10 protein-coding genes are annotated in these 12766 nt (G+C 47.3%); 3 read left to right on the forward strand and 7 right to left on the reverse strand.

The window, feature by feature from the left end:
• The first annotated feature begins 6 nt into the window (after nt 1-6).
• Nucleotides 7-1224: an aminotransferase-like domain-containing protein gene (locus tag CFX1CAM_RS07615; RefSeq protein WP_087862448.1), complete on the forward strand. Its 1218-nt coding sequence runs from the start codon at nt 7-9 to the stop codon at nt 1222-1224.
• 60 nt (nt 1225-1284) lie between these two features.
• Here the strand turns inward: CFX1CAM_RS07615 and CFX1CAM_RS07620 are convergent, their stop codons facing one another.
• Entirely contained in the window at nt 1285-3012 is a 1728-nt protein-coding gene (locus CFX1CAM_RS07620; protein ID WP_197687111.1) for a nucleoside kinase, read from the reverse strand.
• 58 nt (nt 3013-3070) lie between these two features.
• Complete coding sequence (locus tag CFX1CAM_RS07625; protein WP_087862449.1) at nt 3071-6136, reverse strand: glucodextranase DOMON-like domain-containing protein; 3066 nt, start codon at nt 6134-6136, stop codon at nt 3071-3073.
• 472 nt (nt 6137-6608) lie between these two features.
• Here CFX1CAM_RS07625 and CFX1CAM_RS07630 point away from each other — a divergent pair, with 472 nt between their 5' ends.
• A complete protein-coding gene (locus tag CFX1CAM_RS07630; RefSeq protein WP_087862450.1) occupies nt 6609-7295 on the forward strand; it encodes a 50S ribosomal protein L25 in 687 nt (228 codons plus the stop codon).
• A 73-nt stretch (nt 7296-7368) separates the two neighbouring features.
• On the opposite strand, the gene CFX1CAM_RS07635 is transcribed toward CFX1CAM_RS07630, so the two are convergent.
• The 5 genes from CFX1CAM_RS07635 to mnmA are packed head-to-tail and all read right to left on the reverse strand — an operon-like array spanning nt 7369 to nt 11838.
• Complete coding sequence (locus tag CFX1CAM_RS07635; protein ID WP_157891789.1) at nt 7369-7974, reverse strand: NUDIX hydrolase; 606 nt, start codon at nt 7972-7974, stop codon at nt 7369-7371.
• Nucleotides 7962-8489 (reverse strand): IS1096 element passenger TnpR family protein, encoded by a 528-nt coding sequence (locus CFX1CAM_RS07640; RefSeq protein ID WP_087862452.1) that lies wholly within the window; start codon nt 8487-8489, stop codon nt 7962-7964. The genes CFX1CAM_RS07635 and CFX1CAM_RS07640 overlap by 13 nt, the downstream gene beginning before the upstream one ends.
• 29 nt (nt 8490-8518) lie before the next feature.
• Nucleotides 8519-10441 carry an alpha/beta hydrolase family protein gene (locus CFX1CAM_RS07645; protein ID WP_087862453.1) on the reverse strand — a complete coding sequence of 641 codons (1923 nt, stop codon included), beginning with the start codon at nt 10439-10441 and terminating at the stop codon, nt 8519-8521.
• Nucleotides 10442-10461: 20 nt separating this feature from the next.
• Nucleotides 10462-10725 carry a hypothetical protein gene (locus CFX1CAM_RS07650; RefSeq protein ID WP_087862454.1) on the reverse strand — a complete coding sequence of 88 codons (264 nt, stop codon included), beginning with the start codon at nt 10723-10725 and terminating at the stop codon, nt 10462-10464.
• A 36-nt stretch (nt 10726-10761) separates the two neighbouring features.
• Nucleotides 10762-11838 (reverse strand): tRNA 2-thiouridine(34) synthase MnmA, encoded by a 1077-nt coding sequence (gene mnmA, locus CFX1CAM_RS07655; protein ID WP_087862455.1) that lies wholly within the window; start codon nt 11836-11838, stop codon nt 10762-10764.
• 80 nt (nt 11839-11918) lie between these two features.
• On the opposite strand from mnmA, the gene CFX1CAM_RS07660 reads away from it, so the two are divergent.
• Nucleotides 11919-12725 (forward strand): TatD family hydrolase, encoded by an 807-nt coding sequence (locus CFX1CAM_RS07660; protein WP_087862456.1) that lies wholly within the window; start codon nt 11919-11921, stop codon nt 12723-12725.
• The last annotated feature ends 41 nt before the right edge of the window (nt 12726-12766 follow it).

Genomic DNA, 12766 nt, shown 5'->3' on the forward strand with positions numbered 1-12766 from the left:
TTGCTTATGAACACATTATGGAACGATAGATTTGCCAGTCGGACAGACCTGATTGGAAGCTCAGCAATACGGGAACTTTTAAAAATTACGTCCCTTCCCGATGTGATTTCCTTCGCAGGCGGTTTGCCAGCGCCGGAGGTGTTTCCAATTGAGCGCTTCAAGGAGGCAGCAGAAGTCGTACTCACAGAAATGGGAGATCGCGCACTGCAATACGGCACCACAGAAGGCTATCAGCCCCTGCGTGAAATGATCGCAAAAAATGCCAGCAAATATGGCATTAATATTACTGCTGATCATGTGCTGATCACCACAGGATCGCAACAAGCCCTTGACCTGCTTGGCAAAATCCTTATCAACCGGGGCGATCGAATTCTGGTCGAATCCCCTACTTATCTCGGTGCTTTACAGGCGTGGAACGCTTATGGTGTGAAATATATCACTATTCCTTATGACGATGATGGTATGCAAATTGATCTTCTGGAATCGCGTTTACGCAGAGGAATTAAATTCATTTATGTCCTACCGAATTTTCAGAACCCGACAGGCGTTACCCTTTCTCGTGAACGCAGAATTAAGTTGGTTGAATTAGCAAACGCTTATGGCGTTCCCATCATCGAAGATGATCCCTATGGCCAGTTGAGATATGAGGGCAATCATATCGAACCTGTTGTCGTTCTGGATGATCAATGCAACACCTCGGGTGAGCCGGCCTACAACGGGAATGTGATTTATACCAGTACTTTCTCAAAAACCCTGGCCCCCGGCTTACGCCTGGCTTGGGTTATTGCACCTCCTGAAGTCATAACAAAACTGGTTCAAGCGAAACAAGGGGCAGACCTTAACACATCAACTTTGAATCAGTTTCTGGCATATGAAGTTGCTAATGGTCCCTGGATGGATACCCATATTAAGACCATTCGCGATACTTATAAAGAGCGACGCGATGTTATGCTCAATGCATTGGAAGAATATATGCCAGATGGCGTTCATTGGACACGCCCCAAAGGTGGATTATTCCTGTGGGTAACCTTACCAGAAGGTTTGAACTCTAGCCACCTCTTCCCGACGGCAATTGAGAAAAGAGTGGCTTTTGTACCGGGTACTTCCTTTCACCCATTGGGTGGTGGGGAAAACACGATGCGGCTGAATTTCTCCTGTATGCGGCCAGAATTAATCGTTGAGGGTATCAAACGTCTATCCGAAGTATTTAAACAGAACCTTTAGACAAAGTTTGATTTTGAAGAAAAAAGGGGCTGAATTTTAATCAGCCTCTTTTTTTTCAGTCTAATACTGGATCATGCTATTGTGTTGCCAGATTGAAAAATCCGAAAGTATTGAATCCCCAATAAATTCGCGTAAAATCGAATTGTCAGGGATCAAGTTCTGATCGATTGGTAAAAACCATTGCAGGAATTTAAGCAGTCGTTTGGCTTCAACATGTTCAGGTGACCCGAAGGGAACCTGCCTTAGCAGCGGCTCGACTAATGGTTTTAAGGCTGAAAGCTCGTATGCCAGCGCAGAATTGAACATGATATCTGCATTTTCCTGGTAAGGAAAGATATGGTTCTTTTCGCCCTGCCTGACCAATTCCCACATGTTGATGGTTTGCTGGGCAGTATAGCCCCGGTCGCGGGAGTCACGCACAATTCGCCGTAGCTCTCGGGTATCCGTTGTTGAAATGCGGTTATGGCGGTCGAGATTCAATTGTGTCAAACAAGATACATAAATTTTATAAGTTTGCTCATCAGGGAAATTTTCTAACAGCTTTGGATTTAATCCATGGATTCCTTCCAGAATAATCATCTGATCCGGGGCTAAGCGAATTTCATCCCCTGGCTCGTTTTTGCCTCTTTTAAAATTATAGTGCCGCAATTGCACCTTTTCACCAGCAATCAACCGCGAAAGATGATCGTTTAACATCGATCGGTTTACGGCATCGATGTGTTCGAAATCATATTCACCCTTTTCGTTGAGGGGGGTGTCTTCACGGTCTACAAAGTAATCATCGATCGCTAACGCGAGTGGTGATATTCCCTCTGTGAGCAATTGAATCATCAGGCGTTTTGAGAAAGTTGTCTTGCCGGAAGAACTGGGTCCAGCAATTAAAATCACTCGAATTTCTTCTTTTCCTTTTCGGATGTCATTGGCAATCCGAGAAATTTGCTGCGCATGGAGTGCTTCAGAAACCAGGATTACCTCATTGATGCGGTCTTCTTTTATGGCATCATTTAATGCCCCCACACTTTGAATGCCCAGAGTTTCCAACCAGCCGCCGTATTGACGAAATGCTGTTAACAATTGTGGAGAACTGGTCAGTGGTGATAAATAATTGGGGGCATTTTTCCTGGGGAAACGGAGCACAAAACCCAGATCAATCAGTTGAAGATCAAAACGTTTTAAATACCCCGTCGAGGGCACCATGTAGCCGTGATGATAATCTCTCATATCGTGTAATGAATACAGCACAAGGTCATCGCCAACACGATAATTCAACAAGCGTAGTTTATCGTCCTGCCCAAGCTTTCTGAAAAAAGCCTTTGCTTCAGAAAGGGAAACCTTTTCTTTTAGAAGAGGCGCATCCTCATCAACCAAAGCACGCATGCGCGCTTCCAGGGCATCCAGGGATTCCTTCTGGAAAGGCTCCTGTTCACGAACATGGCAATAATAAGCTCCAGATGAGACGGAATGATCAATTGTCAACGTCCAATCCGGGAAAAGTTCCAAGAAAGCCACTTCCAATAAAAAGGTCAAAGAACGCCTGTAAATCCTGGCTCCATCGGCATCCGTCATAAACACCGGTGTGACTTTTGCGTCCGCCGAAATCGGGAAGGTCAGCTCGCGTAACTCGTGGTTCACAATTGCACCGACGATCAACGGCTGCTCAGGCTTTTGATATTTACGCATGAATTCTCCGACAGGGGTGTGCCGGGGACCGCTCATCACAGTTCCATCGCTAAGGACGACTTCAACTTCATCGCGCATTTTTGACTCGATTTTTATTTGATCATGCATCGTATCACCCTTAAATAATTAAAATTATTAACAATAGATTAATTCAATTCATTGCTGATCAGTTTTCAGGCTTCATCATTGGTATCTGAGCAAAATCATCTGGTGAGAGGGTGTCCGGGTTAGAAGCGCTGGGAACAAAATTCGAGAGCAGAGTCGCCTGGTCAAATTCGTTATCAACAGGCAAAACCAGATCGATAATGCGTGTGTGGTTTTTACTACCCTGAGGAGCACCGCCGAACCGCCATTGTGCTGCGGCAGGTTCAATATCCCGTATTCGCCATACGCCCTCAGCAGGGTAGCCTTCCTGGCTCATGACGACAGCTGAGTAAGCCCAATCCTCCGGATTGCCTTCACCCAGCAAATTCAACGGTATTCGAATAATCACCGCATTTTGAGCGGGGTCTACAATAATCCTCATGGCATTGGTCGCCTCGGAAAAAGGTAATGGGACCAAACTTTCCGGATCGGATTGCAGTACCTGAGCGTTCCAGCCCTCTGCCCACACGGCATATTCCCAACCAAACCCAGACATTAAAGCGGCGTTGCGTCCCGGCAGAAGCATCCTGGCGCCGGTGCCTTCACCGGGATCGGTGTCGATATACACATCCATGGTCTGAAGAGAAAGACCAATCGGTGAACCCCAGGGATTCTCAATTTCGCCAAGAAATTTAAAGGTCAACACCAGGTTCTCCTGGTCGGTTCCTACTTCAAAATAAGTTACATCAAAAACAGAGTCTTTGAAGACGCCATCCTGAGGATAGGTGTAAGTGCCAGGGCCATTGTCATCACCCGTAGGGTCATCTACCTGCAAGATTGCCGCAACCCCGCCTTTATCCGGGAGGACAACCCTGGCAGGTCCGCCTTGTGGTAGCAGGTCACCGAAAGGCTCAACAACCACGGCCAATTTGAGGGCGTCTCCAGCAGCAACTTCACCCAAGAACTCCAGCGGAAATGATATTTCAAGAATATCATCGCCGGCTTGAGCCAAGCCAGCGTCGGTTTTTTCAATCTGCCATGCGCTTTCTTTTGCCTCATAGGTGTTAACAACCTCCCCACCGTTCCATTCCACGAGTTTATTGGCGAAAATTCCTAAAATCACACCAGAGTCACGGCTGAAGGCTGAGGTGCCTCCTGTCCCTCCAGGGACATTAAAATAGAAACCCACGCCGATGTCCTTCATAGCACCATCAACATCCAGACGCAGGTAGAAATGATCCTCGTCCATAGTGAAGTAAAAACCCGTAACAGGAGAACTGCCCTCGACCGCATAAAATGCAGCAGTGTCCCAACCGGGGTCATTTCGACCGTCAATGATCGGCGTTGAGCTTCCGCTAAAGGGCCGTGTCGCAGACACAGGCCCGGCCTGGATGATGGGAACATTTACAAATTGCGGTACCTCGGCGTCCAACGCGGTATACACGCCCGCAAGCAACGCCCGAAAGGCTTCCTCAAAATAATCATCCTGTCCAGAATCCTGGTCATCACCAAACCACCAGAACCAATCCGATCCTTCAGCCAGGTACATAAAGTCAAAAGCTCGCTCAAGTGCGTCCGGGTGAGCTGCAACTTGTCCGCTCTCATATGGCACCAGGAACTTACGCGTGCGTGCAAGGTAATCCCAAGCTGTCGCTTCCTCGGATTCACCAATCCAGGTGTCATAATTTGGGCTGAACCAGGCGCCTGGAAATAATTGTTCAAGCGTTCTTTGTTCGGGGAAAAGCGCCAAGTATTGGGATGGCGTAACGGTTCTGAGTACTTCACTCTCGGTCAGACGCTGATACAGGGAATTTATAAAGTCATTGCCATCATTTGGGAAATGCTCCCAGGCATTTTCTCCATCCAGGATAATGCTGACAATATGAGGTCCTTCAAACCCGTTTTCCTGCAAATAAGCGTGGATGGCTTCCAGTCGATTGACCAGGTCAAGCGCACCAACATCGCCGGACATCCCGCTGTAAACAAAACCGATATTGTCAGAAAGCGTCCAATCTCTAAAAAAGACAGCAACCTGGTTTCCTGCCTGGTCGCGCACATAATAAGGTCGATACAACTGATCGGCTTCGCTGACCAAACCCTGAGAATCACGTGTGAAACCATCAAAACCGAGGGATTTCGCCAGCACCGGCTCACCGGTTTGCATAAAGGAAAACCCGGCTTCAGCAACCATCGGGATAATTTCCTCTGCCACAGCGCCCTCACCAGGCCACAACCCACGCACCTCGCGGTCAAAAGTCTCCATATACATATCAACACATAAATCCAGGTGAACCCGTGCATCCTGGGGGTAGGAAAAGGGCAATTCTGGCATTTCGGCGCCTGGATTGCCAATCAATGCAAGCTGATTATCGTAGATCAATGGCAAAATTGGGTGCGCATAAGGCGTGGTGGTCACTTCAATTTGACCGGCATCCTGCAATTCCTTGTGATAAGGCAGTACCAAGCGGATGATCTTCAACACTTCATCAAAAACGATCGTTTTATCGTCCTCAGTAAAACCCTCACCCTTCGTCACCAGATCCACCAGCGGTTCTCGTGCCAGGTAAACCGGGTCAAACCAGGCCAAATTGAACCAGATCTGCAGATCGCGGAAATCTTGTTCAGTAAATGCCGACAAAGCAACCTGGATGCTTTCCTCATCGGTACCGCCACGTTGGTCAAGCAAAGCCTGGTAACGGGGATAACGGGCGATGATATTCGTCCAATTCACATCATAAAACCGCTCCAGGATAAAACGTTTATCTGCCTCCGTCAGGGTTGAGGCAGGTTTTTCGCTTAACACCCAATAAAGGTCTTTGGCGCCATCGGCAAATGCATTCAATTGGCGGATTAAAGATGGTGTGTAATTGAAACTCACATGCAGACCCTCATAGTCCGCAACTTTCTCAGCCATGTCCAGGTAATCCTTCGTTGCGTGCACTCGGACCCAGGGGCGTGAAAACACACCATTTTCATCTTGATAATATAAAGGTTGATGCTGATGCCAGGTCAGGTTAACATAGAGCACATCCAGATCAGGCTCCAGCGTGGTTGTTACATCTGGTTGAGGTTTGCAGCCGGATAATAAGCTGAACAATAAACAAATTAATGCAAAAATAGAGTATAAAACTTTAATTTTTTTATTCATAGCGTCATCTCCCGATCGCTTCAAAGGTTTATCTGTCAATCAATAAGATTCTACTCGAAAAATTCAGCCTCGTGCTTGGTTGCTCAACCGGGTTGGCGTGAAGGTAAATTCGAGTGAACTTTGCTTCAAATTACACCGGAAAAGAAATCTCAACAAAACCGGACCAGCTCTCATTCTTTAAAACAAAAGCCAATCGTTATAAAATAATTAACTGAAACTCCTGATTATGGATGATTTGACCCATCGTACCCCGACCTGTGGAAATGAAGATTTTCCTTTTGAGTGCGGATAAATATTCAGGACTAAAACCAACCAACCTGTTTAGGATAAACCTGGTGGAATTTCCTTGACCTTTGTCCTGACCCCGGATAAAATTCAAGGTCGCTGGTTGCTACCAGAACATAAACCAAATTGATCAAAGAGCGAAGGTAATCCGTGCTTAACGGGTGAGAGGCGCTCGAAGGATGGAACTATGCCAGAAACAATCACTATTGAAGCACAAAAACGAACCGTGAGAGGCAAGCAAGTACGCGCCTTACGTCGGCAGGGGATTCTCCCTGCTGTAATTTACGGCAGGATCGGCAAAGAGCAGCTTGAGCCTATCCTCATTCAATTCGACCTCCATGATGCCTCCCTTATTATCAAGAAACTGACCGGATCGAGCCTGGTAACCATTGACGTTGAGGGTGAGAAATATCCCGCTATTATCCGGGAAATTCAAAAAGATATCATCTACGGCACCCTGCGGCATGTAGATTTCATGGCGGTTTCATTAACTGAGAAACTTCAAACTGCAGTTTCAATCGAATTGGTTGGTCAATCACCTGCTGAGATCAATCTGGCAGCTGTTGTCGTCACCGGCATTTCCGAGCTTGAAATCGAATGTCTCCCACAGGATCTGCCTGAACGCATTGAGGTTGATGCCACCCAGTTGGTCGATATCGATAGTGTAATTCACGTAAAAGATATTAAATTATCGGATAAGATCACAATCTTGACCGATCCGGAAGAACTCATTGCCAGTGTTACCCATGTCGCCATCGAAGAAGAACCGGCAGAGGAAGAAGGCGAACTCGCAGATTTGTTAGACAAAGATGTTGAGCCCGAAGTTATCGAAAAGGGCAGAGGTGAGGATGCTCTTGAGAGCGAAGAAGAATAATCTATCCGAATTGTAAACGAAAAATCAAAACAGAGATGCTCGCGAGGCATCTCTGTTTCTTTTAATTTTCGTGTTAACCAGATAAATTCAAAGCTTTCAGCAGTCCCAAAGTCATCTCTGCACTTGCCCCCCACAACTGGTAGCCATCATAATAATCGAAGAAAATCACCGGAACCTCACGTCCGGCGTAGTTGCGAAATTGAATGTGATGGTTTTCAGAATCAGCCAACCAGGGGATTGGAATTGAGAAAACACTCTTCACTTCTTCCCTGGCGATTTTTATCTCATAAGGCCATGGGATTCGACCCACATAAATTCGCACCAGGAAACCAGTCAAAATGGACATGTCGCCCAAATGACCAAAAATATCGACATCCTCAGGTTTTACCCCAATCTCTTCTTGCATCTCCCGTAGCGCGGTCTCACTAAGATCCTTATCTTCTTTTTCACGTGCCCCACCGGGAAAAGCGACCTGGCCGCGATGATCTTCCACGGTATCAGAGCGTTGCGTCAGCAGGATATGCCAATCATTGTTGTATTCAAACATGGGGATCATCACAGCAGCGCGTCGGAATTGATCAAGCTGGTCACGGGTATAAACGCTGCGATGCCGGAGCGCGACATCCGCCTGATAACTTTGAATCGCGTGTTGAATACCACTTTGTGTCAGATGCAACATGCCTCCCATTTTAATATCCTTGATATAAGTCTCATGCCAGATACTACTGGGTTGCACCGATACCGCGCCCTTGTTGATGGGGAAAAAATCAGGTAACCCGGATTGATGCTGAAATCTTCAGGCGGAAAAGCACAAGCTCCATCCATACCTAATGCGCCCGAAAAGAGCTCGACTGAATCATCAATACTGACGATCTCGTTCTCGTGTTTCCACTCATCGCCTATATCATTTGGATAGAAAGTTTCTTCCCTGAATGAAATTCTTTTTGCTACAAGATCTTCAAGAATAGCAAATGCTGCAAATAGGAACTGGAATGCATCTTCTTCCCAGCACGGAATATTGATGAACGTCATCGATTTATTCAGCAGGATAAAAAAGTGACTATTTGTCCACCCAAAAACATGCAGGATGACATAATACAAATCGAGCAAGGGTGCCTTCTCGGATATCCTGATCAGTCTCCAGAAAACAGGTTCAATCAGCATTAACGATATCTTGAGATTGATGGTTTTCATTCGATTTGTTTATTTTTAATGATTCGTTCCTACACACGAATTTTAGGTTTTAATGTCTTCTTGAAAAAATCTGTGATGGCGTTATAACAAATCACTTTATTGGCGAATTTTTCAACGCCATGACCCTCATCCTCAAACAGGAGCATTTCAATGTCCTTACCAATTTCCTGTAAATGGGCGACCAGATCTTCCGATTCCTCCGCCACAACCCTGGGATCATTGCGTCCTTGGATCACAAGCAGCGGCGCGTTGAAGTTCTCAATCGAGGTTTTGGGTGAGCGATCTTGTAGGAAAGCCAGATCCTCCGGATTGCTCGGGTCGCCCAGGACCATGCGATAATAAGGCTTCCACGTCGGTGGAATGCGCTCAAGAAAGGTGGTCAAATCATAAGGTCCAAACATATCCACAGCCGCAGACCATAATTCGGGATGCTTTCCCGCCAGGGTCAACGTCATATATCCTCCATAGGAGCGTCCAACAACACCCGCACGGCTAACATCCAGCCGATCATCCTTGGGCAGTACTTGCGTCATGGCGTGCACATGATCCAGACGGTCCTTGCCGCCCCAATCGCGATCCACATGCTTCGTATAAGAAAGTCCGTAACCCACACTCCCTCGAACGTTTGGAACGAAGACCGCAAACCCCTGCAGGGTTAAAAATTGGATCAGCGGCATAGAAAACCAGGCGAAATCTGGCCTTTCCTGGCTCTGGGGTCCGCCGTGGATATAATACACAACCGGTCGCTTGCCTTCAAAACCCAATTCAGGTGAGGGCAAATACAGCCTGGCAGATATGCGTAATCCATCAAAGGATGTAAATGTGCAATCCTCGCCCCGAGAAAGCAGGTTCTGGGGTACTCCCAGGATGACTTCATCCGTGTGGCGAACCACCCGGTCCCGGTCGACTCCCTCGATGGTGTAAATCTGGGTGGGCGATGTTGCAGTTGAAAAGGAAATGGCGAAGGCATCTCTCTCAGGAGTGTATGCAATCGCTTCCAAAACACCCTCAGAGAACACACCTTTACCGACCAGAACATTGACGACACACATCGTTTTTTCTACTGGATCATATTCTGCCTCGTAAGCCCAACTGGCGCCATCAATGTTAAAGTGCAGCAACAAACACCCCGTTTTCAATTTTTCCAGACCGGTGAATTCCCCAATACCTTTATGTGATAAATCCCTGAATGGGACCGGCGTAACACGTTCAGGTGCACGTAAATCAAGATATCCCAGACTGTAAGTGTTTTCAAACAGGGCATTGCTGAACACTAGTCCCTGACCGTCATCAGTGAAGAATCCATCACCAAAAGCCGTTAATGGAACTTCTTCACCCGCTTCTCGATCGACTAAGGGCTTGCCATATAATAAGCGCAGCTGTTTGCCCCGCTCCCACAAATAGGCGACCGTATCTCCAGCCATATAACTCTCAACCAGCACAATGCGTGAATAATCCTGATTAATAGCTGCCGGCCAGGCGCCAAAGGGGCTGGCATAGATTTCCTCAACTTTGCCAAGTGCAAAATCGCAAAGATAGGCGTGCACCATTCCCTCATCGCGTGATTCCGCCTGGATCACAAACAAGTTTTGTTCAGCATCCACTGCCCCCAGATGGCAACGGGTGTTTGCAAAGAAATTATCAAATGCCGGTTCGGGAAATCCTCCCTCAAGGGGAATCTGCATCGGCAGATAATTCTCATCGCCATCCTGGTCGATCATCACCAAAATTTTATCCAGGTTTGGAAAAACAGCGAAGGATTCACCACCAATGAGAAGTGGATTCTGGAGTGCAATATTTGGCGGTATCAGCGGCACCGGTACGCTGCCACCCTGTTTCATTACGTACAAACTATTGTGCCCACTTAAATTTGAGAGAAAATAAATTTGATCGCCAACCCACTTGGGACGCAAAAACATTCGTGCTGAGAGCAAGGCATCAATTCGATACATCTTTGTTAAACTCCTTTGTCCTAATGATTCATCTTTGGACTTAACCAGTATCCCAAAATCAGCAGCAATACGGAACCCAAAATTCCAAAACCCAGGTTAATCGTGCCCACCTGCAAAAAGCGGATTGAAAGCAAATTGGCAGCAAAATGACCGCCAAAAAAACCGATCACGCTGAGAACAAGGTAAAGAAGCAGGCGATACAAGCTGCCACCTCGCCACAAATGCAGAAGGCTGCCCAATAACAAAGCCATAAAAAACGAGAAAACAACTCCAGGAAGGGTCATCTTAATACTCCTTGAAAACCATCCATTTGATCGCAGTCACCAGGTTCGTTTGATAATTCCGCCGCCCAGGCAAACTTCATCCTGGTAAAGGACTGCAAATTGTCCGGGGGTGATCCCACGCAGCGGCTGATTAAATTCTAACCGAAATTCATCCATTGACGCCTCCTTCAGCTTTGCAGATACAGGGTTAGCCCGGTAGCGGATCATAACCTGGTATTGACCGCCTTCTTCAGGTGGCAAACCAGAAATCCAGTTCGACCTCGCGGTTTGAAGATGCTTGTTACCAGCATCTTTTGCATAACCAACGATCAAACGATTTGTCTGCGCGTCTTTGTCGATTACAAAATACGGCTCAGATGCCGCTATCCGGATTCCTCGACGCTGACCGATGGTATAAAAAGCCAGTCCCTGGTGCTCTCCCAGGACCTCGCCTGCCAGGTTGACAATCTCACCCGGTGCAGCAGCTTCAGGCGCATGCCTTTGCAGGAAAGCGCGGTAATCTTCATTTCGTAAAAAGCACAGGTCCTGGCTCTCTTTCTGGCCTGCCACAGATAAATTCAACGCGCCGGCAAGCCTGCGGACATCGGCTTTTGTCAGGTCTCCCAGGGGCAGCAAGCTGCGACTGAGCTGATGCTGACTGAGCATCGCCAGTACATATGATTGGTCCTTTCCGCGATCAAAGCCACGGAACAACTCAACTTTACCATTGGTTGTGGGTTTCAGACGGGCATAATGGCCTGTGGCAAAATAATCAGCGCCCTGGTCGAGTGCATACTCTTGCAATAAGCCCCATTTAATTTGCGGATTGCAAAACAGACATGGATTAGGTGTGAGTCCGCTCAAATATTGTTCAATAAAGGAGCGAATGACAACCCGGTAAAACTTCTCACGCACATCCAGGCAGATAAAAGGGACGCCGATCTTCTTTGCTGTAGAGGCTGCCACTTCCGCTTGTTCAAGCTCGGAGTCAGCAACAGTCCTGGCATGGGGATCATGCCAGGTTTGCATAAAGATCGCGGTAACGCGGTAGCCTGCCTCCAGCAAACGCACAGCAGCAACTGCACTATCAACACCGCCACTCAAGGCGACATACACATGTTTCACTGATTTCATTCAGTCCAATTTTACCTTATCCTCACCAGGCACTGCTATAATGATTAAAAACAACCCTGAGAGATAAATTAGGACAAACTGTGATCCCATATACTGATACCCATTGCCATTTAGATTTTGATAGATTTGAAAAAGATCGTGAGCAGGTTCTCAAGCGAGCCTGGAAAGCCGGGTTGGTTTGGATACTTAACCCGGGTACAGACCTGCATACCAACCAGGCTGCTATCGAACTCACTAAAAAATACCCTGGCAGAATTAGCGCAGCCGTCGGCATCCATCCCAATTTTGGAAAGCCCTGGCGAACTGAAATCCTGGTTAGATTACGTGAACAGGCTCAAGAAAAAGGCGTGGTCGCCATTGGGGAGATCGGTTTGGATTATTACCGTCAGTACACACCCGTTGATCAACAGCGAAAAATGTTTACTGACCAGCTCTCCCTGGCTGAAGAATTGGCTCTACCGGTGATCCTGCATAACCGCGATGCAGAGCATGACCTGCTTTCGATCCTCAGAGAATGGTGCCGCGGTTTACGCACGGCATCCCATCCCCTTGCTGAAACGCCAGGTGTGTTTCACAGCTTCAGCTCAGATCTCGAGACAGCAAAAGCCGCTCTGGAGATGAACTTCTTGATTGGTGTCAGCGGGCCGGTGACTTTTACAAACGCTATCGATCGAAAAGCGGTTGTGCGAAATTTGTCTTTAGAAAGCCTCTTACTCGAAACTGATGCCCCCTATCTAACACCGCATCCTCACCGCGGAAAACGCAATGAACCGGCTTATATTCCCCTGATTGCAGAGGAAATTGCCCGCTTGCACAACACGAGCCCCAAACAGGTCGCAGAAATAACCTATGCGAATGCCCGAAGGTTGTTCAATATATCTCCGTAAGCAAAAAATAATAATTCCGCCCGGTCAGGCGTCTGATCAAA

The sequence above is a fragment of the Brevefilum fermentans genome (genome assembly GCF_900184705.1).
Classification (GTDB): Bacteria; Chloroflexota; Anaerolineae; order Anaerolineales; family Anaerolineaceae; genus Brevifilum; species Brevifilum fermentans.

Bases quoted from the DNA above. Each gene is read 5' to 3' on its own strand.
- CFX1CAM_RS07615 (WP_087862448.1), top strand. From the start codon at position 7: ATGAACACATTATGGAACGATAGATTTGCCAGTCGGACAGACCTGATT.
- CFX1CAM_RS07620 (WP_197687111.1), bottom strand. From the start codon at position 3,012: ATGCATGATCAAATAAAAATCGAGTCAAAAATGCGCGATGAAGTTGAA.
- CFX1CAM_RS07625 (WP_087862449.1), bottom strand. From the start codon at position 6,136: ATGAATAAAAAAATTAAAGTTTTATACTCTATTTTTGCATTAATTTGT.
- CFX1CAM_RS07630 (WP_087862450.1), top strand. From the start codon at position 6,609: ATGCCAGAAACAATCACTATTGAAGCACAAAAACGAACCGTGAGAGGC.
- CFX1CAM_RS07635 (WP_157891789.1), bottom strand. From the start codon at position 7,974: ATGTTGCATCTGACACAAAGTGGTATTCAACACGCGATTCAAAGTTAT.
- CFX1CAM_RS07640 (WP_087862452.1), bottom strand. From the start codon at position 8,489: ATGAAAACCATCAATCTCAAGATATCGTTAATGCTGATTGAACCTGTT.
- CFX1CAM_RS07645 (WP_087862453.1), bottom strand. From the start codon at position 10,441: ATGTATCGAATTGATGCCTTGCTCTCAGCACGAATGTTTTTGCGTCCC.
- CFX1CAM_RS07650 (WP_087862454.1), bottom strand. From the start codon at position 10,725: ATGACCCTTCCTGGAGTTGTTTTCTCGTTTTTTATGGCTTTGTTATTG.
- mnmA (WP_087862455.1), bottom strand. From the start codon at position 11,838: ATGAAATCAGTGAAACATGTGTATGTCGCCTTGAGTGGCGGTGTTGAT.